The organism is Anabaena lutea FACHB-196, assembly GCF_014698305.1.
GTDB lineage: Bacteria > Cyanobacteriota > Cyanobacteriia > Cyanobacteriales > Nostocaceae > Anabaena > Anabaena lutea.
Map to the genome: position 1 here is coordinate 171,740 of NZ_JACJST010000004.1, position 23,725 is coordinate 195,464.

The following is a 23,725-nucleotide window of genomic DNA, read 5'->3' on the forward strand; positions in this document are numbered from 1 at the left end:
TTATAAGTGAATTCGGGGTGCGTTACAGCGTTAATGCACCTATTTTCATAGATGACAAGTTTGTAAATTTCTAATAACTGATGATAAATCAAACCTATACTATCAGTCTTAATAGGAGTAATTTGCAATTACTTCTTTCTTCATAAGCAATTTATACTTGTCACCGATGACAAATAGGAATAAAAGCTGATGAAATAAGAATCACGTTACCTATACGGAAGTCATGAAAGACCATGTTTTGATTTTAGGTGGACGAGGAAGGATTGGTAGCGCAGTTGCTAACGATATCCTCACTTACACACAGACGCAAATTACCATTACTGGACGTTCCCCAGAGATGGGAAAGGCTGTAAGCTTGTCTTCGGGAGGACGAGAACAGTTTTTAGTTTTGGATTTGACCGAAGTTGACAAGTTACGGGAAGCGATCGCACAATCGGATTTAGTCATTCACTGTGCCGGACCATTTCACTACCGAGATACTCAAGTTCTGGAAATGTGCATTGAACAAGGTGTGAATTATCTAGATGTTAGTGATCATCGTTCCTATACTAATAAAGCGTTAAATTTACACGAAAAAGCGGTTAATGCTGGAGTAACAGCAATTATTAACACGGGGATTTTTCCCGGTATTTCTAATAGCTTAGTCCGTCAAGGAATCGAGCAATTTGATGTAGCCGAAAAAATCCATTTAAGTTATTTAGTTTCTGGTTCTGGTGGTGCTGGAGTTACCGTGATGCGAACCACATTTCTTGGTTTACAGCATCCTTTTGAGGCTTGGATAAATAATGAATGGCGTTTAATTCAACCTTATTCTGATCGAGAAGATATTAACTTTCCACAACCCTTTGGAGTTAGTGGAGTTTACTGGTTTGATATGCCAGAAACAATCACATTACCTTATTCTTTCCCTACAGTGAAAACTGTAATTACTAAATTTGGCTCAATTCCTGATTTTTATAATCACTTAACTTGGATAGCTGCCCATATTTTTCCTAAATGGTTAATGCAGCGTCGTTACATGATTGAATTTTTGTCTCATGTTAGTCATAGCATGACCGATTTTACAAATATGTTTACGGGAATTGGGGTAGCAGTGCGAGCAGAAGTAACAGGAAAAAAAGATGGGGAAACGGTAGTTTATGCTTCAACTTTATTGCATAATAATACTGCTGTCGCTTCGGGTATAGGTACAGGTAGTATTGCTAAATTATTACTAGAAGGTAAACTCCAACACCCCGGAGTTTTACCTGTAGAAGCTGCATTACCTACAAATTTATTTACACAAATAATGCAAGAACGGGAAATACAAATTAATTCCCATTGGGTGAAACTATAATATCAAAATATTATCCAAATGTAAGCTTAAGCATAGGCTTATACAACTAACTATTCAAACTCATCAATTGTTGCATGAATATTAGGCTTTGTGCGATTGGCAATATTTCTTTCATACCAATTCATTAAGGGAGTGGAACTAATTCCATGTACAATCACAGAAACGACAATAGTCGTGTAAGTTATCCAGGCAATTTGTTCAGCAGCCTCACCTTTTAAGCCGTTGCTTAAGCTAAAGGCAAGATAATATAAAGAACCTATACCCCTAATACCAAACCAACCAAATAACAAGCGGGTTACTGGATTGAAAGTTCGACGGTGAGAATTTAGAGGACGTTTACCAATAGTGCTAACCCATACACCCACAGGTCGAATAACTAAAAATAACAAACTTATTACTAACCAAGATTGGGTAGCATACTTAAACATTGGCTCCCATAATAATATTGTTCCTAAGAGCAAAATGAGACCAACTTCTAGCAGCTTTTCTAATCGCTCAATAAATTCTAATTGTGCAAGTGGCTTGTCGGGATTTGTGTAACTCCTTTGGACAGCTAACCCTGCCACAAATACTGCCAGAAATCCATAGCCATTAACAATTTCTGTTAAAGAATAAGTTAGTAAAATCGCGCTAATAGCAACAAAATCCTCCATCACAGCATCAGCAGGACGAGATTTTTGGATTTTTTTATCAATCCATACTATGGCTATGGGAACAATCAGTCCCATGATGATACCAGATGCGATCGCCCAAATTACATCAACTGCAACCCAATTTCCCAACCAATTATGCCAATTACTATCTTTGAGGGCATAAATACCAAAATAAACAAAAGGAAAAGCTAAAGCATCATTTAATCCTCCTTCAGAAGTTAAACCAAAGCGTAACTCATCATCGTCATTTGTATCTGTCAGCTGCACCTCTGAGGCTAATACAGGGTCAGTTGGCGCAAGAATTGCACCTAATAAAATCGCCTCTCCCCAATTCATACCCAACCATAATTTCCCCACAGCAGCCAGGGAAAAAATGGAAATTGGCATTAATAATGCAATCAGCCTCACCGTAATATTCCACAACCTCCATTTCAGGAGTGTAACTATTTTTAAGCCACAACTAAATACAGAAACAATAACGACAAATTCAGTTAGTCTTTCCAGTAATTCAGCATTGAAGAATTCATCACGACGTAATTGAATCAGTCCTAAGCCATAAGGCCCCAAAAAAACCCCTACCATTAGGTAGATCATGGCCAAAGAAAGAGGTAAACGCGAAATCCAACCTGAGCCTAAAGTCACAATCAGTAAGAGTAGACCAATTACCAACAAATCAAGAATATAAATATCTACCATTGATTTTTGTATAAAAAATAATTACTCTTTTGCAAATTTAGTCGAAGTTACTTTTAGGTACAAATAACCCAAAGGTAGATTTTGTGGAAATATTTGGCATTTTTTGGTAGATTTGTTAGCCTAGTGAGAAAATAATTTATAGTAATTTTTGTCATGCAATTACCTGGCGAGTCCCAAACCTCAAGATTTATACAACGTCTACAATGGGTTTTCAATCCTTTGCAACTGATGGAAACATCTGCAAAAACTCATGGTGACTTTTTTACCCTGAGACTAACTACTGAACAACCAATAGTTTTTATTAGTAACCCCCAAGCGATTCAGGAAATTTTTACAACTCCACCAGAATATTTTGATGCGGGGAGGGGAAATAAACTTATCAAACCTTTAGTTGGCGAAAATTCTTTGTTATTGTTAGATGGCGCACCTCACCAACGCCAAAGACGGCTATTAACACCGCCTTTTCATGGAGAAAGAATGAAAGCCTATGGTCAAATTATCACTGATATGACTAAACAAGTCATCAGTAATTGGCAAATTGGCGAACCTTTTTCAGTGCGGGATTCTATGCAAGAAATTTCCCTGAAAGTGATATTACAAGCTGTGTTTGGTTTGAGTGAGGGAGAACGTTTAACAAGATTGCAAAAACTGACGGCTTCCTTGTTGGATTTATCAGGTTCTCCATTGCGTTCTGCTGTCACCTTTTTCCCTGCATTGCAAATAGATTTGGGTGCTTGGAGTCCTTGGGGAATATTTTTGCGTCGCAGAGCAGAAATTTACCAACTCCTTTACACCGAGATTCAAGAACGCAGAGATAATTTCGATGCCTCTCGTAGCGATATTCTTTCCTTAATGATGTCAGCGCGGGATGAGAATGGTGAAGCCATGACAGATATAGAATTACGTGATGAGTTAATGACTTTATTATTTGCAGGTCATGAAACTACAGCGTCAGCTTTAACATGGGCGTTATACTGGATTCATCATTTACCAAAAGTCCGGGAAACTCTACTAACTGAGTTAAATTCGCTTGGTAAAAATGCCGATTTCAATGAAATTTTTCGCTTGCCTTATTTGACTGCTGTTTGTCAAGAAACCTTACGCTTTTACCCAATTGCGATGATTACTTTACCCCGCATGGTGAAGACACCGACAAAAATTATGGGTCATGAATTTGAGCCAGGTGTATTACTTACGCCTTGTATATATTTAACTCATCGCCGCCCAGATTTATATCCAGAACCGGATCAATTTAAACCAGAACGCTTTTTAGAACGCCAGTATTCACAATATGAATATCTCCCTTTTGGTGGAGGTAATCGTACCTGTATTGGTATGGCATTTGCCATGTTTGAAATGAAGCTGGTTTTAGCTACAGTTATGTCACAATTAGATTTAGCTTTAGTTAATAATATTTCCGTCAAACCTATCCGCAGAGGAGTAACTTTAGCGCCTTCTGGTGGTAAGTGGTTGGTGTCTACTGGTAAGCGGGAACAGGTGAAAGTTCCAGTTGAGGTTTAGTGAAATAAGGGACTTCCAAAAAAATCTCCAATTTGTAGGGTGGGTTAGGCGCACAAGATAAGGTCATAAAGATCAAGATTTGCTCCCGTGGCGACGTAACTCACCTTTACCCACCCTACAGTCTCTACAGTTTTTGGGTAATTTATTTTTTGGTGTTCCCTAAAACTTACAAAAATACCAGAAGTTTAAAAATTGCTGTGTAGAAACATCTCAGAAAACATCTCTACATAGGTTTTTCAAGTTGAAAGTGAGATGCTAAATCTCCAACTTCACACCCTGAATTGAATAATCTAATAACTCCATTGGGTGCATTACTGAAATTTTCTTATCCTCTAAATACTTACTAATTTGCAAACTACAACCAGGATTTGGAGAAGCAATTAACTCAGCACCTGTATTGATTAAATTCTGCACTTTTTGTTTACCTAATTCCTCAGCTACTTCCGGTTGCAGCATATTATAAACACCTGCACTACCACAACATAAAGCCGCATCTATTGGTTCTCTTAAAGTCACTCCCGGAATTTTTCTTAATAACTGACGGGGTTGAACACTAATTTTTTGTCCATGTAATAAATGGCAAGCATCTTGATAAACCAAAGTTAAATTTTTATCAGTTAAAGGTGAAAGTTTAGCAGTTAAACCCACATTAATTAAAAACTCTTGTGCATCTTTAACTTTTGCTGCAAATGCTGTTGCTTTTTCTGCATACTCTGGATCATCAGCTAAAATGTGACCATATTCTTTTAAAGTATGACCACAACCAGCCGCATTGATAATGATAAAATCCACATTAGTCTCAGCAAAACTATCAATCATTTGTCTTGCTAAAACCTTCGCTTGTTCAGTTTGTCCTTGATGTTCAGGAAGCGCAGCACAACAACCTTGAGATTTAGGAATAATTACTTCACAACCATTTGCAGTTAAAACCCTCACTGTTGCTTCATTGACAGGAGAGAAAAACAACCGTTGCACACATCCCAAAATCACCCCAACACGATATCTTTTTTCACCTTTAGCCGGAATTACATCCGGTAAATTATCTTGAAAAGATTTAAAAGTAATTTCTGGTAAAATAGACTCCATTGCTGCTAACCGGGGAGAAATAGCTTTAATTAACCCAGTAGCTTGCAATAACTTAGAAATTCCCAGCTTTTGATAAACCAATAATGGGAAAAGTAAAATTCTTAAAAGATCAGGATTGGGAAACAGAGAAAAAATCAATTGACGCACTAACTTATCAGGTAAACTGCGGTTATAATTCCTCTCAACCTGATGCCGAGTTGCCGAAATCAACTTATCATACTGCACACCAGAAGGGCAAGTAGACACACAAGCCAAACAACCCAAACAAGAATCAAAATGTTCAACCGTTGCCGTATTTAAAGCAATTTCACCTTCATTAATAGCATCCATTAAATAGATGCGTCCCCTTGGTGAATCCATCTCCTTACCTAACACCCGATAACTAGGACAAGTAGAAAGACAAAAACCACAATGAACACAACTATCAATCAACTTTGGATCAGGAGGATGACTTTCATCAAATCCCTTCAAATTCTTAATACTAGCAACATTATTAACAGCACCATCTGAAACTTGCATTTCTATTTTCCCCTCTTAATTTCGTGTTCTTCTCTACGAGACACTTCGTGAATGCGCCTTTGCAGTTCATTTTCTTAAATCTTAAATCCCACCTACAAACCGACCAGGACTTAAAATATAATTACCATCAAACTGTTCCTTAATTCCCCGCATGAGTTGTAAAGCATTCCCAGTGTAACCCCACACATCTAACCTTTCCTTTATTGCCACAGGTGCAGCTAAAACACTTAAAAAGCCATAATTAGATTGACATAACTGACGCAATGACAAAACTTGATTTTGATTTTCCAACCTTACCAAACCTAAACCGCTACTAAGATGAATCAAACCCATTTCTATGTGATTAATCACCTCAACTGCTGTAGTTGGTAATATTCCTATTTTGCAAGTAATTAGAGAATTTGTAATATTATCATGTATTTGTTCTGGTAATCGTTGCCATAAATCAGCTTCATTTTCTGTTGAATAAATTGATCCATCTAATCCTAATTGTTGCCCGATTGCCAAAAGTCGGTTTGACTGTTCCTTGACACTTTCACTAATACTTTGAAAACGGGTAATTAATCCTAATCCTTCCCCTAAACCTAAATTAGAAACCAACTTATTTGATAATAAATCTGCTTGAGTTGGTGTTAACTCAGAACCTTGCAGAATTGTCGCAGCTTGGGATATGGCTTCTGCTTTACCAGTTAATATTACCGTTGCCGATGTTTCAGGTAGTGGATAAACTCGAAAAGTGACTTGGCTGATAATTCCTAAAGTACCGTAAGCACCGGTGAACAATTTCATCAAGTCGTAACCGGCAACATTTTTTACTACCCTTCCTCCAGCTTTGGCAATTTGTCCATCTGCGCGGATAAAAGTTATACCTAAAAGTTGATCACGCACACCCCCATAACGTTGACGCAGAGAACCTGTATCAGCGGTTGCGACGATACCACCAATGGTGGCTGAGGTTGGTGTGGTAGGGTCTAGGGCTAATGTTTGGCGAGATTTTGCTAAAATTTCCTGAAGATGGGCAAACTTCATCCCCGCTTCGACAGTTACAGTTAAATCACCAACAGCGTGTTCTATAAGTTGGTTAATGTGTTCAGTACTAACGACAATATCAATATTTTTAGCTAAACCACCCCAGTTAATTTTACTCGCACTACCACAAGGAAGAACGCGCCATTTATTGCGGTTAGCGGTGGCTATGACTGCGGCTAATTCTGCTTGGGTGTGGGGATAAACGATACAACTGGGATGGCTTTTAGAGTCTATCGCTTGCTGGATGCATTGTTGCTGAATGGGTTCGAGATTTTCCCAAGGTAAGACAGCGTTTTCTGTGTTGATAATAGATTTCAGGGTAGATGCGTAGACACTTTGTGTCTTTTCGTTAGACATCGCATTCATCAGTTTATTTTTATATCCTCTTTACTAATGTACTGGTTATTTTGACTCAAAATGCACAAGCTGATTTTTCTTATTTCTCGTTTCTCGTTCCTAGTCTCTGACTAGGAATGCTAAGATGAGGCTCTGCCTCAATATCTCACAAATCAATCAACTCCACATCTAATAAACTCGGTAATCCCATATAATTCCGATAACTAGAATAACGCCAATGAGACGGTTCATCAACATAACCACGTCGCACCGGATTATTGTGCATATACTCTAATTTCTGCCTGAAAATTTCCTCATTTAAAATCGCCTGGGGATGAAAACCTTCTTGCCACAGTTGATACTCTTGTTTTATCTTGTGTTTTAATTTATAAAATTCCAATTGACTAAGTATATATTCAGCTTTATTTTTATGAAGTAAATCAATAATACAACGAGCCGTAAATGATTTAAAATTTCCTATTTCTTTAGATAAGTTTGCAGCCGCAGCGATAAGATGAAGATGATTTTCCATGATGACGTAACCATACAATGTCAAACGCTGCTGTCGTTGCAGAAAGTTGAGGGAATCTAGGATAATTTGCACAAGTTTAGTTTGTCCCAATAATGGCATCCAATTGACTATTGTGCTAGTTATAAAATGTGGTTGGGTTCCTAATACATGATAGCGGCTGCGTCCCATTGTGTGATTTTGTTTGGTAGATGTGGTGATTTGATTTTAATATGGGAGGCAGAAGTTATACATCGTATTATCAACGATAATTAGGAAATAGGAGATACATGAATTGATTTCGAGTTTTTTGGGAGATAGAGTTTATATTATGGTATTTTGGGAGGCAGAGCCTCTAAATGGCATTCCCAGCCGGAGACTGGGAACGAGTAAACTACACATTTATTGGTTGTCTAGTTTTCACTGGTTGATAATGTCCATTACTTTCAATTGGTACAGATGGAATAGTTTCTTTTCCTGTAATCAATCTTGCGCCACGATTGCGGGTAAAATAACTCCACAACCATTGAATCATGACAACTAATTTGTTATCAAATTCAATCAGGAAGTAGATATGAATGAATAGCCAAACAAACCACGCGAGGAAACCTGTAAGTTTAATAAAACCTAAATCAACAACTGCGGCGTGTTGCCCAATCATTGCTAAACTACCTCTATCCACATAATTAAATTGTGGTAATGTTTCACCTTTCAGGCGTTTCTGAATTAGTTTAGCTACATATTCGCCTTCTTGCATGGCGACTGGTGCAACTCCAGGTAAGGGTTTATTATTTTGATGGGCAAAATTTGCTAAGTCACCAACTACAAAAATGTTGGGATATCCTTTAATACTCAGGTCTGGTTCAACGATAACACGCCCGGCGCGATCGCTCTCCACTCCAGTTCTTTCTGTCAAAACTTTCCCCATCGCCGAGGCTTTCACTCCCGCAGCCCACAATACTGTTTTCGCAGCTATCTGTTTAACATCATCACCTTGTTTGACAGTCACAATATCATCAGCAATATTTGTCACCAGGGTTTTTGTCTGGACATTTACGCCTAATTGTGTTAAAGAACTTTCTGCTTCTTGAGATAATTCAGGGGCAAAAGGTGGGAGAATGCGATCCATCCCTTCTAAAAGTAAAATTTGCGCTTCTGATGTATCGATGTTGCGGAAATCTTCTTTGAGGGTTTTGGTTGCCAATTCTGCGATCGCACCAGCCAATTCTACACCTGTTGGGCCACCACCAACAATTACAAAAGTTAACCAAGCACGCCGTTTAGCTGCATCAGTTTCTTTTTCAGCGGCTTCAAACGCCATAAAAATCCGCCGACGCATTGCAATTGCATCTTCCACAGTCTTCAAACCGGGTGCAAATTCTTCCCAGTTATCTTTGCCAAAATAGGAATGCTTCGCCCCGGTGGCGAGAATTAACGTATCATAAGGTACTACTTCGCCACTGAGAATTACCTGTTGTGCATTGGTGTCAATATCATTGACTTCACCCAACAGCACTTTTGTATTTTTACTTTTGCTGAGAACAGAACGCAAAGGTGAGGAAATATCCGCTGGAGACAAAGCACCCGTAGCTACTTGGTACAAGAGTGGTTGAAATAGATGAAAATTGCGTTTATCAATCAGGGTAACGTTGACATTAGCTTTAGCTAGGCTTTTTGCCGCATAAAGTCCACCAAAGCCACCACCAACTATCACTACCTGATGTTGTGGGTTATGATCATGTAAATCAACCATAAGAAATGTTTCCTTGTATTACCGATGCTGTAACTATTCTTAACAAATTTGTATCAAAGTTATCATAAATATTTCTGTTTATGTTGAACACCTTAAAAAAAAATTAAAGTATTCATAATTTCCACACAAAAGTAAAATTTTTGACTATAAGATTTTATTTAGATACAGATAAGTATAGTTAATATTAACTTATCCCCAGTCAAGGACAAAAAATATACTTAGATGTCTCTTCAACAAGATTCTGACCTAGAGTATTTATTTTGGTAACACAATTTGGGGTAAAATCAAAAGTCTGCCAATTTTATAACTATGCTTGCGGACAGGAGATGCTTCTATGGCGCGGATGTATTATGATGAAGATGCCAATTTAGACCTTTTGGCTGGAAAAACTGTTGCTATTATTGGTTATGGTTCACAAGGTCATGCCCACGCCCTTAATTTAAAAGACAGTGGTGTAAATGTAATTGTAGGATTATATCCCGGTAGTAAGTCAACAGCAAAAGCCCAAGCTGCTGGCTTGACTGTGAAAAGTGTGGCTGACGCTGCAAAAGCTGCCGATTTCATCATGATTTTATTACCTGATGAAGTGCAGAAAACAATTTACAAAAACGAGATTGAACCAAATTTAGAAGCAGGAAATGTTTTAGCTTTTGCACATGGCTTTAATATTCACTTTGCACAAGTTGTCCCCCCGGCTGATGTTGATGTGGTAATGGTTGCACCTAAAGGGCCAGGACACTTAGTGCGTCGGACTTACGAACAAGGACAAGGTGTACCTGCTTTATTTGCAGTATATCAAGATGCTACAGGCAAGGCACGCGATCGCGCAATGGCTTATGCTAGAGGTATCGGTGGTACACGCGCAGGTATTCTGGAAACTACTTTCCGGGAAGAAACCGAAACCGATTTGTTTGGTGAACAAGCAGTATTGTGCGGTGGTTTGAGTGCTTTAATCAAAGCCGGTTTTGAAACCTTAGTTGAAGCAGGTTATCAACCAGAACTAGCATATTTTGAATGTCTGCACGAAGTCAAATTAATTGTTGACTTAGTTGTAGAAGGTGGTTTAGCGACCATGCGCGACAGTATTTCTAATACCGCTGAATATGGTGATTATACCCGTGGACCAAGAGTCGTTACTGCTGACACCAAAGCAGAAATGAAGAAAATCTTGAGCGAAATTCAATCTGGACAATTTGCGCGGGAATTCGTATTAGAAAACCAAGCAGGTAAACCTGGTTTCACCGCTATGCGTCGTCAAGAAGCAGAACATCCGATTGAGGAAGTTGGTAAAGATTTACGCGCCATGTTTAGCTGGTTGAAGAAAGCGTAATTTTTGGAGAATTGGGAATTGGGAATTCTTTACCTATAGAACTAATATTTGGTTTTTGAAATATACGTAGGGTGGGTATTGCCCACCTTATCGTAGTTTTTATAGGCGTACAAAATCACATCTTCAATAATGATGTAGAAAGCTAAAAAATAGTTTATTTCATTTGCATAAAATCTCTGGGTAATGAAATGATAGAGTTATAATAGAGTTATAATTGATTTTTGCGCCTTTGCGTGAGACTAATTCATCCCTTCATTCACCAAAGCCTCCTATTCTTCATCATTACCAAAATCAGGTTCAACACCAAGAGCGCGTAATTGTTCTGCTAATCTTTCTGCTCGTAGTCTTTCTTTATCTGCGCGTCGTCTTTCTCGCTCACCTTGTTTTCTTTCCCGTTCTTCAGGTGTAAGAATCCAGTTACCTAAAGAATCATACCAGCGTAACCATTGTCGTTCAATGCCTTGATAGACACCTGGCCACAGTCCTAAACCTAATTCAATATCATTTAACCAAACACGCAGTTGATTAATTTCCAATTCAGAATAACTACTTCCCTGCAACTGAAATGCTCTTAACTGGTCATTGTAGCGATCAAAAACTATATAATAAGGTACTCTTAAAACTCGTTCGTAGACTTCCCACTTAGTTGGAGGTTGACTAGCATCTCGTAACGTTTTCCCTAAATCTTCTTTTTCAGTTCCGGGTGAAATGAATTCTACCACCACAAAAGGATTAACGCCTTCTTGCCAAACCACATAACTCAGACGCAATTCTTTTTGTGCATACAACCTTGGTACATCAACGGCCGCGAACCAGTCAGGACGTTTATACCATAATGGATGATGGACATCGTAGTAAAGATTTAAGTCTGTGGCAATAAATACCTGATTTTCCGGGAAGTTAGGCGGACAAAAAGTTTCTCGTAATAACTGAGGTTGTAAAAGGTGAAATTCGTCTGGCAAACCGGGTTCCTCTGGGTTTTCACTAGGTAGGTCATACATTGTTGGGAGGAATTCCTTGGCAGAACGCGGCGGGTCTGTTTGATACATAACTATGGCGTAGGTGACAGGGAATAGAGAATAATTACCAATATTTTATCAAAATTGCCATCAATAAATTCTTCCCTGACCAAATATTTGCTTACAAAGATGGAGTTAAACATGTTGATTTACTGTTTTTTAATCAAATTATTGAAAGTAGAAGCAGTTTCTTCAGGTTTTCCAGACGCAGGAAAAACTAAAACACTCTTAACTTCTGAGTTATCTAATAATGCTTTTAAACGATGAAATTGTGGTTCACTAATAGCAATACCATGATAATTTTTCACATAATTTAATTCTTCTTGAAAATTAGCATCATTATAAACCTGAATAAAGACTCTATCCACATTCCATTTTTCCCAATCAGCCGCAAAATATCGTTTAGCCCAATAAGGGTTATGATGACAAATATCAAAACTAACGGTTGAATTAGCTTTTTTCATGCCAGTAATCATTTGCTGCACAAAAGCAGTTAACTTAGCAGTACGGTCTACCTTTCCTGGTAATTCAGCATGATAACCTAAATAATCATCCCATTGCACAGCATCAATTTTTGGATACCGCTGCACAAATTCTACTAAAATATTTTTAAAGAAATTCGCAACTTCCGGAATTTCTACATCAAGCACATAATGTTCTATGGCAGGATAGGTTTTATCTACACCAGGAACAACCCATTTCTTCTCAATAGCTAAATCAAAAATAGGGCTATTTTTATCTATTTTAATTCCTTTTTCAAAATAAGCGTGAACCTGCATTCCTTGTTTATGTGCTTCATCAATTAACCAATCTAACCATTGATATTGAAACAGATTTGGACAACTTTTATAACCGAGAGTTTGCTGCATCACCTTACTATTGTACATAGTACAACCATTACCCCAAACACCATGAATAATAGTATTAAATCCTTGAGCGCGATAATAACGCACTCTTTCACGAATCGTTTTTTCAGTAGCATTATTAGTAACTTGGTAGCGACTTAAATAAATGCCTCTTATGGCTTTTTTCTGCCAAGAATTTACAGGTAATGGTGTTGTTTTTGGTATGCTGGTTTGACTCGGAGTTGGTTGATTATTAGGAGTAATTTTAGCAATACTGGATATCGCAGGAGAAGGACTTTTTGTAGGAGTTGCTTGAGGTGTTGGGGCAATAATTGGTGTAGGATTTGCTGTAATATTTGGTGTAGAATTGAAAATAGGATTAGTGATTTGTTGAGCTTGAGATACAAGTTTACTTACATCTATATTGTTTCTCTGGGTAAACAACCAATAACCACCTGCAAAAATAATTATGATCACAGAAAAGGGAATATTGGCACATCCACATCCACTTGGTTCTTTTTTCTTGTCAGACATAATGATTGGCTAGTTTTTAAAACTATTAATATTAAATAGTCATTGAGTCAATTAAGAATGAGATACAGCTTAGGGTATGTAATTTACGGTTAAGAGTCAAAAATCTTAACTTTACTTTACCTAAAAAGGTAACTAATTTATTTTATCTACCACGATATTTACCAAATCAAGTTAATTTTATTTTCTCTTGTCTATATCAATTTATAAATTAACGTTCAGAAATTGGCGTATTTTCATAACTACGTATTTTACACTTTTTTCATCTGTATATTCTAGATGAATGGGAATTTCTTTGCCATCTTTTATAAAAATTACCGCCCGATAAAGCCTAGAATATTTAACTCGCTTGTCTTGAATATAAAAACGGACAATCTCTTCTAGCGGATATTCAATAATTTTATTACCACGCAAACCTTTACGTTCTATCAATACCTTATTAATACTCTTATAAAAAGTGCAGATGCTTAAAGGTGATGTTGCTAAAAAAGCACCAACTCCTGAGAGAACGAACGCTAACAAACTAATGTAAAAGAGATAAATACGTCTATTTTGTGTCGCTACAAAGAAACTTTCCCCAGAGTTGATAAAACTATTTACCTTAATAATAAACTTCTCATTTTCTTGATAACTAATATTAGGTAGTAGAGAAAATTCTCCAAACCTACTCACAATAATAGTCTGATAGCTTCTACTCCCCTTACTACCAAGTATGGTCTTGATATATGCTTGTTGAGGATCAAATATCTTGACTTTTTCCATGCTTCCCACCAAAGTAAAACGTTTCAATTCGCAGTTAATTTCTGGAGGTGCGGAACGAGTACAGGTGAAACGGAGGGAAGCAAAATCGAAAAATATGAAATAAATCCAAAAACTCAAACCACCTATAAATAATAAGCTTCCCCATAACCAGTTCATAATTGGTTGGTGCTTGACTACTAATCTAGTGTGCGTTTCCTCTACAACTTTCATCAGTGTTTGTGTATAGAATACATAACCTATAAATAGAGTATTCCCTTTTTATTCAAGTAACTTATCACAGAGTTTTATATTCTCCCCTCCTGACTTTATTGTCATATTTCCTCTTCTTTGAGCTACCTCAAAGACAACATGATAAAATTCTGACAGATTGGGGATAGAACAGATACAGAGGGTCAAACAAATGACCAACACTATCCCCAACTTCTCAACTGCTTCTGGACACCAAGTTTTAGCAGCAGCAGGTAAAAAATATCTGCGTCCCGGTGGACGCATAGCTACAGAAAAATTATGCCAATGGGCGAATTTTCAACCAGGTGAGACAGTTTTAGAATTAGCTTCTAGCTTTGGTTATAGTGCTATTTCTCTGGTTCGACGCTACCATGTAAGGGTATTGGGAATAGAAAAAAATCCCGAAAGTGTCGCTAGTGCGCGTGTGAATATCCGCGTTGCTGGCTTAGAAAATGAAATTGAAATTATTGAAGGTGATATTTTCCACCTGGATAAAATACCAGGAAAGTTTGATTACGTTTTCGCTGAAGCAATTCTGACAATGCAGTCCCCACCGGGGAAAGCCAAGCTGTTAACAGAAATTCACAACCGACTGAAACCGGGAGGTAAATTTCTCTCCCATGAATTATTAGCTAATGACAAAGAAGTAGAAATTAGTGCAGATTTAGCCAAAGTAATTCGAGTTAATTCTACACCTCTTTCAGCAACTAACTGGATTCATGTTTTTACACAAGCAGGGTTACAAGTACAGACACATGAAATCGGTGCTATGAGTTTACTGAATTGGTGGCGAATGTTGCAAGATGAAGGCATTATCAACACTATGCAGATTTTCTGGAATATCTTAACACAGCCTGCTATCCGCCAACGGGTTTTAGAAATGCGTTATGTTTTCCATAAGTATCAGCAAGAACTAGGCTACATCCTTATATGTGCTGTTACTGATTAATATCTTGACACTTTGGAAATTTTACTCTTACATTGATATGAGTTCTACTGTCACCCAACTACGAAAACAAATTGAATATCCCCGTGCGGGAGTTTTAAGCAAGGTGTTAGTAAAAGATACAGCTTGTCAATACACACTCTTTTGTCTAGCAGCTAACACCGAAATATCTGAACATACCTCTACGCGCAATGCTACTGTCAATGTCTTAGAAGGTAGAGGTTTACTAACTTTATCAGGGGAAAAGATTAAATTAGAACCCGGCGTTTTTGTTTTTATGCCTGCTAACGCGCCTCATGCTTTACAGGCTGAATCTAATCTATCATTCCTGCTGACACTTTCTGAAAAAGCAGCAGATATTAATTAATTATTTTTGGAGAGTTGCAAAATGTCATCACTAATTTCTACCTTTACCCAAAATTTAGCTTTTTCTGCACCAGAAATAGAAGCAATTCTTTCCACACCTTTAAATGAGGTACTGAATTCACCACAATTAAAACAAGAATTAGACAGTTTAGATATTAAATTGCTGCGAGAAACTTTACCCACAGCAGGTGCAGTTTTAGCTACACATTTACCACCTTTTTATAACTGGCTAAAAAATGAATTAGGAGTTCAGCGTGTTCCTGATAGTCCTGATCATACAACAAAATGGGTAGTTGGTTTTCTCAATAATCAAGAAAGTATCAATCACCTCGTTGAGTTACATCGTCCAGTTCCACACGCAGCTTTAGAACAGGCTGTTCCTCGTTTGGTTGGTTTATTTGATGGTGTGGAAGATATTACAGTACGTAAGGAATGGGAAAAGGCTGTTGCTGCACTTTGTTTGGTTTTAGTTGTTGATGCCCGTGAACAAGAAAAACTTGCCACAGTATGATAATTGTTTTGGTGGGCAATGCCCACCCTACTCAATGTTTCCATCTGCAATATCGTTTAATTTATGAATATCAATTATTGTGATTTCTCCACCTCGATGATAGGCAATTGTAGAGTTGATACTTTTAATTAACCGCACACATTCTTCATAGGTAATGCCAATACTTCGCGCCATGCGATAATAAGATAAACTTTCTTTTAACCTTTCACCTTTTGGCGTGGTTTCGGTTCCCGATGTAGTTGCAAAATATTGAATTAATCTCGCAAGTCGAATAATTGCCCTTTCGGAAACTAAGCCGTGAACTGTTTCATGTAATTGCTGAATGCGGTTATTGAAAACGACTAACATTCGCAAAGCAATATCAGGCTTTTGTTGAATCACTGTTAATAAAGCATTTCGTTCGACGGTGAGAATTTCACAATCAGTTTCAGCGGTGACAGTGGCTGGAGAAATGCCATTACCTAACAATGCAGGTGCGGCGAAAATTTCCCCAGTTCCTAAGTTGCGAAGTATTGTTTCTTTACCTGTGGTTGCTGTTTTACTAACTTTAATTACACCACTGGCAACAGCATATAATTTAGCGGGTAAGGAATCACTTTCATGAAAAATTATCTCCCCTTTTTCATAACTTTTCACTACAGTATAAGGTTGCAGATTTAGTTGATCTGTGGTTTCTAAATCTGCAAACACTTGAATTTGGGCTATTTGTGCTAAGGAAGCCTGCATTATAGGGCAAATGCGGGACGATTTTGAATCCAAGGATTAGCGGCTTCTAATTGGGCTGCGAGACTAATTAAAGTAGACTCAGCGGCTGGTTTACCCATTAACTGCACACTTATAGGTAAACCATTATTATCAAAACCGACAGGAATGGCTATAGCTGGTAATCCAGTTGCATTGGCTACAGGACAAGGTGCAACCCAGTTAATAATATTTTCAAATGTCTCTTCTGGACTCAAATTTGCCCATTCACCGACGCGAATTGGAGAATGCAAATAAACTGGCAATACCAGCACATCAAAAGTATCGAAAAAGGCGATAATTTGCCGTGAAACTATCTGCATCTTGGCAACTGCTTGCAGATATTCAGCTACAGAACTGGTTCTAGCTAATAACCAGCGATTCACTGGCTGCAACGCTTCTGCTGGAAGACCTGCTGCTGCTATTCCAGATTGCCAGACAATTTGAAATGGTTCAACTAAACCGCTGAAATCTGGGCATTTTTCTTCAATTTGATGTCCAAATTGTGCTAGTAACTTAATTGTTTGCAAAACCCCTTGTTGACAATTAGCGTCTGCTGTTCCCAAGGGAGGAATGCTGGTACTAAAAGCAATTTTTAAATTATCGGTTTTTTGTTGAGTTGCAGCCAGAAATGAGGGTTCAGGATCTGGCAACCAATAAGGATCACCGGTAAAATAGCCAGAGATAACGTCTAACATAGCCGCTGCATCAGCCACTGTGCGGGCGATTGGACCATTAACAGCGATTCCCCCCAAGCGATCGCCTACAGGTGCTTTGGTGACTCTTCCCCGCGCTGGTTTGATGCCCACCACACCACAACAAGCCGCAGGGCCACGAATTGAACCACCACCATCGGAACCTTGTGCGATCGCACTTAATCCCGCTGCTACCGATGAGGCTGCACCACCACTAGAACCACCAGGAGTATATTCCAAATTCCAAGGGTTTCTCGCTGGGGGAAATCCCGCAGGTTCACTGTAGGGAAAGGAACCTAATTCGGAAGTTGCAGTTTTACCAAGAATCGTAAATCCAGCTTGTTTAATCCGCGTTACCACCCCATCATCGTAGTTAGCGATATTATTGACTAATGCTGGATTTCCGTAGGTACAAGTAACACCTGCTAAGGCGTTCAAGTCTTTAATAGAAATCGGCACACCAAAAAATGGTGGTAATTCTGAGGTGGTTGTGAGTAATTCTGTTTTGGCTTTAGCATCAGCAACAGCTAAATCTGCCGTTACCGTAAAATAACTTCCCAGTTGGGGATTTAAGCGTTCAATCCGTTCTAAATATATTTCTACCAAATCCAGGGGTGACACTTCCCGACGACGGATTAATTGCGCTAACTCTAAAGCCGGAGTAAAAGCTAAATCAATTTCATTCATTGTTATTGTAGGGAATAGGGAATAGGAAATAGGGAATAGGGTTGAAAGTCTTGCTGTATCTAAGCTTTATGATCACTGTCTGTTCTCATCCAACTGACAACCGCTACATTTTTAGCAACTATAGGACTAATATTTGATTTTTGAAATTTTACGTAGGGTGGGCATTACCCACGATATCCTGGTTCTGTAAGGCATAGCCCTACCTATACTACTTAAAATTTTATGGCTACGCCACGCAAGCTATCAAATATCATTTATGATTCCTATATAAGTTTTAATACATCTAGACAGAAGTCATACATTTTGTATATTTCATAATTATTAATTTAGAGTTTTCATATCGCTTCTACTTTTTAGCAAGTTATCGTTTGCAGATGCTTATGTCTAAAGACACAAAAAAATGCAAACTGACAAGTCAGCGCTTACGCTATCGCATTCTTAAACTTATTTAATTTTTAGTTAATTTCTCAGGAGATAGATACCCGATTTATTTGAGCAGTCGGGTATCTGGATATTAGGTTATTAAACTTGCGATCTATCAGTCAAAATCTCATAACCTGTATCTGTCACCAACACCGTATGCTCAAACTGAGCAGATATAGCATTATCAACAGTTACAGCCGTCCACCTATCAGATAAAATCCGCGTGAATCTAGAACCAGCATTTAAAATTGGCTCAATTGCTAAAGTCATCCCTGAGCGCAATTTCACATTAGGGATATCACGAGTTCTGTAATTAAATACCGCAGGTTCCTCGTGCAAATTCCGACCAACACCATGTCCAGTAAATTCTTCTACCACACAAAAATTATTAGCTTTTACATGGTCTTCAATCGCACCTGCAATTTCTGCTAAGTGTACACCAGCTTTTACCTGTTCGATTCCTTTAAATAAAGCTTCTTCCGCGACGCGAATCAGTCTAGCAGCTTCTGGAGTCACATCACCCACAGCGATTGTAATACAGGAATCACCATGAAAACCTTGATAATAAGCTCCTGTATCAACTTTTAATACATCTCCTGCCCGAATCACTTTTTTCGGACTAGGAATACCATGTACAACTTCATTATTAATACTAGAACAAATCGAAGCCGGAAAACCGTGATATCCTTTAAAGCTAGGTGTTGCACCCATTTCTCGGATGCGTTTTTCCGCATGAGCATCCAAATCAGCCGTAGTCATTCCTGGCTGGACTAGATCAGAAATTTCCTTGAGAACGGTTGCCACAATTTTAGCTGATTGCCGCATAATTTCAATTTCACGCGGCGATTTAATTTCAATTCCTCGGCGTTGTCTTTTTTCGGGTTTTGGCTGGGCTGGTTTAGAAAGCAAGTTACTGAAAATGTTCATGGGAAAATTAATAATTGCTGCTGCTTGACTGCCTAAGTATCAATTTAGTTGTCAAGCTTAGTTGAGAAAAATATCTATATTTAAGTTAACTTATTTTGCGCCTCTGGAGAAACACAGGTCACAGGTGACAGAGAACAGGAAATAGCACAAGAAAGAATCTCAACCCAACTTTACTCTGTTGGTGGTACGTTGCCATAAATAAGTTTTTCCAATCTCTATTTTGACAAAGTTGTACAAAATTAAATTTTTAGCAATAACTTACCTCTATTCTCAATATTATTGACAACAATATCAATAATTTGACGAGTTTAGGTTTTTTCAGCGATTGATATTGACCTATTGACTTTTTTTTGATAATCTTAAGTAAAATCCAAGGGATTAATATATTAATTTTTAATATAGATGCTCTTCTTAATCAGCATTAACAAGATTGAAAATAAATAGAATCTTATTAAAAATCCTTGTTATTTTTTCTATATATTGTCAGATAGTTCTTCCTTATCAAGATAAACTATATCAGGTTTCCAGGTTGCAGTCAACACTCTCACTTCATAATTTTGGCAACCATCAACAACAATTTTGTTATTTTGACTGGAGTGAAACGGAAAGAAGAAGCTCCATTTTTCTTTGATTTATGAGATGTTCACGTTCAAAGTCATCATCAAAAGATTTTTATGGCTTACGCTACGCTATCAGCAAACCCTATTTAATCACAATCTCTCCAACCATTCCGGCTTCTGTGTGTCCGGCTATGGTACAGCGTAAACCATACTTACCCGGTTTGAGAGGAACAAACACCCATTCTGCTTCTGCACCAGGTTTTAGTTCTAGTTCGTGAATCGCACCTTTAATTTCGACATTACCTGCTTCGACTTTTTGTGTCCAAATAGCATCAGCAAAATCTTTACTCGTAAAATAATGTTTTACAGGGCTAGGATTATTCAGGTAGAGATTGTAGCGTTTACCAGCTTGTAATTCTAGAAGATTTGGCTCAAATATAAGTTCACCAGCGGCATTACCCAAACTGACTTTAATTTCTGTAGCTGGTTGTTTCAGTATATCACCCGATAAATTTGCTGCTCTTGCTGGAGTTGCACTCATGAAGCTGATACAAACCAGGAATGTCAATAAATAAGAGACTGAATATAGATGTTTGGAAATTTTTGTCAGTAAACTACTCATTTCTTGCCTTATCTATCAGTAACACCTAAGTTAATCCGTCTTTAAGTTGCATAATCCCTAGCCTCAGAAAGACGCGGTGACGCGGAGAAGGGGAGACACGGTGATGCAATTTGAATGATTATTAGCTTATTACCATTATCCATTATCTGAGCATATTCTCAATCCCTAGTTCCCAATCACCTCATCTCTGTTCTGCCATAATTGCTGGCCCCGCTGTTACTACCACGATTTTATCAGGTTGAATTAACTCACGGGCTGCTTGATTAACTTCAGCCTGGGTAACTTTCTGGATTTTTTGGGCAAAAGACTGCAATTCTACAGTATCTAGTCCATATACCTCGTTCATAACAATCGTATCTGTTAATTCTTCTGGTTTAGCGAGGGAAATATGATAGTTACTAATCAGGGTGCGTTGAGCGTTTTCGACTTCTAGTTTAGTCACACCTTGTTGATGTAGTTGCTTAAGAAGTTTACGGGTACTAGCGATCGCTTTATTAGTATCTTCTGGATTGGTTTGCATTTCAATCAAAAACGTCCCCGCATTCTTTCCAGTCTGGAAGTTGCTGTAAATTCCGTAAGTCAAACCCAAGCGATCGCGCACTTCTGCTCCCAGTCTACTAGATAAAGTGTCACCTCCCAAAATTTGGTTCAACACTAAAGCTTGATAAAATCTAGCATCTTCCCGTTTAATACTTGTATAACCCATATAAGTCACCGCTTGGGCTTTACCAGGAAGAAACGGATTAACACGCATTCCTTGATCCCGAATTACCACTTGCGGATATTGTAATATTGGTGGATTTCCGCTCACGTGCCAATCACCAAACTCAGTTTCGATGAGCGAATGCGCTTTCTCGAAATCAAAATCTCCCACCAGTGCTAATATTGTCGTATCTGGGCGATAATGTCGAGACTTGAAAGCAATCACATGATCACGTGTAATTTTCTGTAGACTTTCTTTAGTGGCAAAACTATGTAAAGGATGATGAGGCGGATAAATAGATTGTATGAAAGTTCTGTTAGCCACTTCATCAGGATCATCCAATTCCACATCAACCTTACTTAAAGCTTGTTGACGAGTTAGTTCTAAATCCCCAGCATTAAATGTACTATTTTTCAGAACATCAGCCAAAGTACCCAGCAAAATCGGGAAATCCTCCGCTAAACTCTTACCTCGAATCCGCACACCTTGACGCTGCGCTGTAAAATCCAGACTTGCACCCCGTGCTGCTAAAACTTTGGCAATATCTAAAGTATCTTTAGTTTTCGTACCATTCATCAAGTTATCTGCTACCAAAGCCGCTAATCCAGCTTGATCATGTGGATCAAATTCTTTCCCTGCTTTGATATAGCCACTCAAAGTCACCGTCGGACTACTTTGATCTGGTAATAATAATACCTGCAAACCATTGACCAAAGTCAACTTATGTGGTAATTTTTGATTCGATATAATCTGAGTTGCAGTATTTTCAGAAGGTAAATACTTCCTCACCTCAGAAGCAGTCAGAAAAACTCCAGAAGTCAAATTTTCCTGAGTTGCTGGGGAATTATTTTGATGATTAACCGCTTTTGAAGACTTTTGATCTGGCTCAAAAAATCCCACAGTTCCCATTTCTGACTTCAGATATTTGTCAATCACAGCTAGAATATCTGCCGCTTTTACCTTGCGAACATTTTCCAAATAGCGTTCTGTATAACGATAATCACCAGATGTTAGCTCATCATTAGCCAATTGCATTCCTTGACTAGTGATATCCCGACTATTTAAGATTACGGATGCAATTAATTGAGTTTTAGCGCCTTCAACTTGTTCCTGTGTCACCCCAGTTTTAGGGAAATTAGCAATTGCGCTTTTGATCGCTCCATCAATTTTTGATAAATCCTGATTTGCAGCAGCAGTCACCAAAACATGATACCAACCAGATTGCCGCAAAGTTACGACACGAGCCGAAACATCAGTAGCTAAACCCGATTCCACCAATACTTTATACAAATAAGAACTTTTTCCCCCAGTTAAAATATAGTCCATCACACCCAGCATCGGGATATCCGGGTGAGTTAAATCTGGGACTGGATAAATCAATTGTAACAGTTTGCCTGCACCAGGTTCTCGCAAGACAATGGGAGATGAGGTAAAGCGGTGAGGAAGTGGAGAAGTGGAGAGGCGGGAAGACTTTTGACTTTTGGGGATTTTACCAAAAACCTCTTTTACAGTTTCCAAAGTTGGTTGAGTTTGAAAATCTCCCACAATCGTCAACACTGCGTGATCAGGATTGTAGAATTTGTGGTAGTACTCCCGCACCTGCTCAATAGTTAATTTTTCCACATCAGCTTGAGTACCACCAGTAGGGAAACCATAAGCATGATCAGGAAAAACAGACTGCATCACAGCGCGTCTGATGCGGTATGCTGGACTATTCTCATAACCTTGTAACTCAGAAATGACTACTCGCTTCTCACTTGCTAATTGCTGGTTATCAAGCTGCAAATTTTGCATTCTGTCAGCTTCCAGCACCAGCAGCGCGTTGAGTTTGTCTCGTTCCGCAGTATTGTAATATGCAGTTTGATCGTAGCTAGTAAAAGCGTTGGAGTCACTACCTAAAGCACTAAATAATTGTCCAAATTGAATAGGACGATTTTTCGTACCTTTAAACATCATGTGTTCCAATTGGTGAGCAATACCATTTATTCCAGGTTCTTCATTACCTGAACCAACTTTATACCAAACTTGCACCGTTACGACTGGTGCATTATGTACTTCTTTTGTTAAGACAGTTAGACCATTTTCCAGCACTGTCTTCTGAATATTTTTTGTCAAGGTGAGATTATTTGTTTTTTTTTCTACGAAAATTTGCTGAGAATGTTCCCAGTTGGATCTGACTAATTTTTGGCTAATTGAAGAAGTATGCTTCCACAAAACCGCTGCAATTATCGATAATATGAACAATAATAGGGGAACACGATATCTATGGAAGACCGAAATAACAAACATATAGTTTTTAGATATAAGTAAATAAGACTACACTTTTTTACCTATACATCTGTGGCTTAAACTTTCTGGAAAATTAGCGACTAAATTAATTCGTAATTCGTAA

The 23,725-nt window shown here is 38.2% G+C and carries 19 protein-coding genes; 6 read left to right on the plus strand and 13 right to left on the minus strand.

The genetic code is table 11. From position 1 onward, the window contains the following. Nucleotides 1-223: 223 nt before the first annotated feature. On the plus strand, nt 224-1,336 hold the full coding sequence (locus tag H6G59_RS06505) for a saccharopine dehydrogenase family protein (protein ID WP_190712594.1): 1,113 nt from the start codon (nt 224-226) through the stop codon (nt 1,334-1,336). Nucleotides 1,337-1,386: 50 nt separating this feature from the next. Here the strand turns inward: H6G59_RS06505 and H6G59_RS06510 are convergent, their stop codons facing one another. Further along, on the minus strand, nt 1,387-2,685 hold the full coding sequence (locus H6G59_RS06510) for a cation:proton antiporter (RefSeq protein ID WP_190712596.1): 1,299 nt from the start codon (nt 2,683-2,685) through the stop codon (nt 1,387-1,389). 153 nt (nt 2,686-2,838) lie between these two features. Between H6G59_RS06510 and H6G59_RS06515 the strand changes: the two genes are divergently transcribed. Next, entirely contained in the window at nt 2,839-4,206 is a 1,368-nt protein-coding gene (locus H6G59_RS06515) for a cytochrome P450 (protein WP_190712598.1), read from the plus strand. Between the two features lie 255 nt (nt 4,207-4,461). Here the strand turns inward: H6G59_RS06515 and H6G59_RS06520 are convergent, their stop codons facing one another. From H6G59_RS06520 to H6G59_RS06535, 4 genes are all read right to left on the minus strand, one after another. Beyond that, nucleotides 4,462-5,811, minus strand: a complete 1,350-nt coding sequence (locus H6G59_RS06520) for a (Fe-S)-binding protein (RefSeq protein WP_190712600.1) — start codon at nt 5,809-5,811, stop codon at nt 4,462-4,464. A gap of 81 nt (nt 5,812-5,892) precedes the next feature. Further along, complete coding sequence (locus H6G59_RS06525) at nt 5,893-7,206, minus strand: FAD-binding oxidoreductase (RefSeq protein WP_190712602.1); 1,314 nt, start codon at nt 7,204-7,206, stop codon at nt 5,893-5,895. Nucleotides 7,207-7,342: 136 nt separating this feature from the next. Beyond that, nucleotides 7,343-7,876 carry an REP-associated tyrosine transposase gene (locus H6G59_RS06530; protein WP_190712604.1) on the minus strand — a complete coding sequence of 178 codons (534 nt, stop codon included), beginning with the start codon at nt 7,874-7,876 and terminating at the stop codon, nt 7,343-7,345. 202 nt (nt 7,877-8,078) lie between these two features. Further along, a complete protein-coding gene (locus tag H6G59_RS06535; RefSeq protein ID WP_190712606.1) occupies nt 8,079-9,437 on the minus strand; it encodes an NAD(P)/FAD-dependent oxidoreductase in 1,359 nt (452 codons plus the stop codon). 334 nt (nt 9,438-9,771) lie between these two features. Between H6G59_RS06535 and ilvC the strand changes: the two genes are divergently transcribed. Further along, the gene (gene ilvC, locus H6G59_RS06540; protein WP_190712608.1) at nt 9,772-10,767 is read left to right on the plus strand and encodes a ketol-acid reductoisomerase; all 996 of its coding nucleotides are present in this window, start codon (nt 9,772-9,774) and stop codon (nt 10,765-10,767) included. A gap of 269 nt (nt 10,768-11,036) precedes the next feature. On the opposite strand, the gene H6G59_RS06545 is transcribed toward ilvC, so the two are convergent. The 3 genes from H6G59_RS06545 to H6G59_RS06555 all read right to left on the minus strand — a co-directional run bounded on the left by H6G59_RS06545 (nt 11,037) and on the right by H6G59_RS06555 (nt 14,080). After that, on the minus strand, nt 11,037-11,816 hold the full coding sequence (locus H6G59_RS06545; RefSeq protein ID WP_190712610.1) for a Uma2 family endonuclease: 780 nt from the start codon (nt 11,814-11,816) through the stop codon (nt 11,037-11,039). Nucleotides 11,817-11,935: 119 nt separating this feature from the next. Then, the gene (locus H6G59_RS06550; RefSeq protein ID WP_190712612.1) at nt 11,936-13,165 is read right to left on the minus strand and encodes a family 10 glycosylhydrolase; all 1,230 of its coding nucleotides are present in this window, start codon (nt 13,163-13,165) and stop codon (nt 11,936-11,938) included. A gap of 201 nt (nt 13,166-13,366) precedes the next feature. Continuing rightward, entirely contained in the window at nt 13,367-14,080 is a 714-nt protein-coding gene (locus H6G59_RS06555) for a hypothetical protein (RefSeq protein WP_242038804.1), read from the minus strand. A 244-nt stretch (nt 14,081-14,324) separates the two neighbouring features. Between H6G59_RS06555 and H6G59_RS06560 the strand changes: the two genes are divergently transcribed. The 3 genes from H6G59_RS06560 to H6G59_RS06570 are packed head-to-tail and all read left to right on the plus strand — an operon-like array spanning nt 14,325 to nt 15,975. After that, nucleotides 14,325-15,101: an SAM-dependent methyltransferase gene (locus H6G59_RS06560; protein WP_190712617.1), complete on the plus strand. Its 777-nt coding sequence runs from the start codon at nt 14,325-14,327 to the stop codon at nt 15,099-15,101. A 37-nt stretch (nt 15,102-15,138) separates the two neighbouring features. Further along, complete coding sequence (locus tag H6G59_RS06565; protein ID WP_190712618.1) at nt 15,139-15,465, plus strand: cupin domain-containing protein; 327 nt, start codon at nt 15,139-15,141, stop codon at nt 15,463-15,465. A 21-nt stretch (nt 15,466-15,486) separates the two neighbouring features. Continuing rightward, nucleotides 15,487-15,975: a hypothetical protein gene (locus H6G59_RS06570; RefSeq protein WP_190712620.1), complete on the plus strand. Its 489-nt coding sequence runs from the start codon at nt 15,487-15,489 to the stop codon at nt 15,973-15,975. Between the two features lie 27 nt (nt 15,976-16,002). Here H6G59_RS06570 and H6G59_RS06575 read toward each other — a convergent pair whose 3' ends face one another. From H6G59_RS06575 to H6G59_RS06595, 5 genes are all read right to left on the minus strand, one after another. Continuing rightward, entirely contained in the window at nt 16,003-16,701 is a 699-nt protein-coding gene (locus H6G59_RS06575) for a Crp/Fnr family transcriptional regulator (RefSeq protein WP_190712622.1), read from the minus strand. Then, nucleotides 16,701-18,098 carry an amidase gene (locus H6G59_RS06580; protein ID WP_190712624.1) on the minus strand — a complete coding sequence of 466 codons (1,398 nt, stop codon included), beginning with the start codon at nt 18,096-18,098 and terminating at the stop codon, nt 16,701-16,703. Before H6G59_RS06580 ends, H6G59_RS06575 begins: the two co-directional genes overlap by 1 nt. Before the next feature lie 522 nt (nt 18,099-18,620). After that, nucleotides 18,621-19,448 carry a type I methionyl aminopeptidase gene (gene map, locus H6G59_RS06585; protein ID WP_190712626.1) on the minus strand — a complete coding sequence of 276 codons (828 nt, stop codon included), beginning with the start codon at nt 19,446-19,448 and terminating at the stop codon, nt 18,621-18,623. 702 nt (nt 19,449-20,150) lie between these two features. Further along, nucleotides 20,151-20,549: a cupredoxin domain-containing protein gene (locus tag H6G59_RS06590; protein WP_422601964.1), complete on the minus strand. Its 399-nt coding sequence runs from the start codon at nt 20,547-20,549 to the stop codon at nt 20,151-20,153. Between the two features lie 262 nt (nt 20,550-20,811). Beyond that, nucleotides 20,812-23,622, minus strand: a complete 2,811-nt coding sequence (locus H6G59_RS06595; RefSeq protein WP_190712629.1) for a M16 family metallopeptidase — start codon at nt 23,620-23,622, stop codon at nt 20,812-20,814. Nucleotides 23,623-23,725 lie beyond the last annotated feature (103 nt).

Coding starts and splice junctions, on each gene's coding strand:
- H6G59_RS06595 (WP_190712629.1), bottom strand. CDS start 23,622: ATGTTTGTTATTTCGGTCTTCCATAGATATCGTGTTCCCCTATTATTG.
- H6G59_RS06575 (WP_190712622.1), bottom strand. CDS start 16,701: ATGCAGGCTTCCTTAGCACAAATAGCCCAAATTCAAGTGTTTGCAGAT.
- H6G59_RS06590 (WP_422601964.1), bottom strand. CDS start 20,549: ATGAGTGCAACTCCAGCAAGAGCAGCAAATTTATCGGGTGATATACTG.
- H6G59_RS06555 (WP_242038804.1), bottom strand. CDS start 14,080: ATGAACTGGTTATGGGGAAGCTTATTATTTATAGGTGGTTTGAGTTTT.
- H6G59_RS06560 (WP_190712617.1), top strand. CDS start 14,325: ATGACCAACACTATCCCCAACTTCTCAACTGCTTCTGGACACCAAGTT.
- map (WP_190712626.1), bottom strand. CDS start 19,448: ATGAACATTTTCAGTAACTTGCTTTCTAAACCAGCCCAGCCAAAACCC.
- H6G59_RS06535 (WP_190712606.1), bottom strand. CDS start 9,437: ATGGTTGATTTACATGATCATAACCCACAACATCAGGTAGTGATAGTT.
- H6G59_RS06570 (WP_190712620.1), top strand. CDS start 15,487: ATGTCATCACTAATTTCTACCTTTACCCAAAATTTAGCTTTTTCTGCA.
- H6G59_RS06550 (WP_190712612.1), bottom strand. CDS start 13,165: ATGTCTGACAAGAAAAAAGAACCAAGTGGATGTGGATGTGCCAATATT.
- H6G59_RS06530 (WP_190712604.1), bottom strand. CDS start 7,876: ATGGGACGCAGCCGCTATCATGTATTAGGAACCCAACCACATTTTATA.
- H6G59_RS06525 (WP_190712602.1), bottom strand. CDS start 7,206: ATGAATGCGATGTCTAACGAAAAGACACAAAGTGTCTACGCATCTACC.
- H6G59_RS06565 (WP_190712618.1), top strand. CDS start 15,139: ATGAGTTCTACTGTCACCCAACTACGAAAACAAATTGAATATCCCCGT.
- H6G59_RS06505 (WP_190712594.1), top strand. CDS start 224: ATGAAAGACCATGTTTTGATTTTAGGTGGACGAGGAAGGATTGGTAGC.
- H6G59_RS06510 (WP_190712596.1), bottom strand. CDS start 2,685: ATGGTAGATATTTATATTCTTGATTTGTTGGTAATTGGTCTACTCTTA.
- H6G59_RS06545 (WP_190712610.1), bottom strand. CDS start 11,816: ATGTATCAAACAGACCCGCCGCGTTCTGCCAAGGAATTCCTCCCAACA.
- H6G59_RS06515 (WP_190712598.1), top strand. CDS start 2,839: ATGCAATTACCTGGCGAGTCCCAAACCTCAAGATTTATACAACGTCTA.
- H6G59_RS06580 (WP_190712624.1), bottom strand. CDS start 18,098: ATGAATGAAATTGATTTAGCTTTTACTCCGGCTTTAGAGTTAGCGCAA.
- H6G59_RS06520 (WP_190712600.1), bottom strand. CDS start 5,811: ATGCAAGTTTCAGATGGTGCTGTTAATAATGTTGCTAGTATTAAGAAT.
- ilvC (WP_190712608.1), top strand. CDS start 9,772: ATGGCGCGGATGTATTATGATGAAGATGCCAATTTAGACCTTTTGGCT.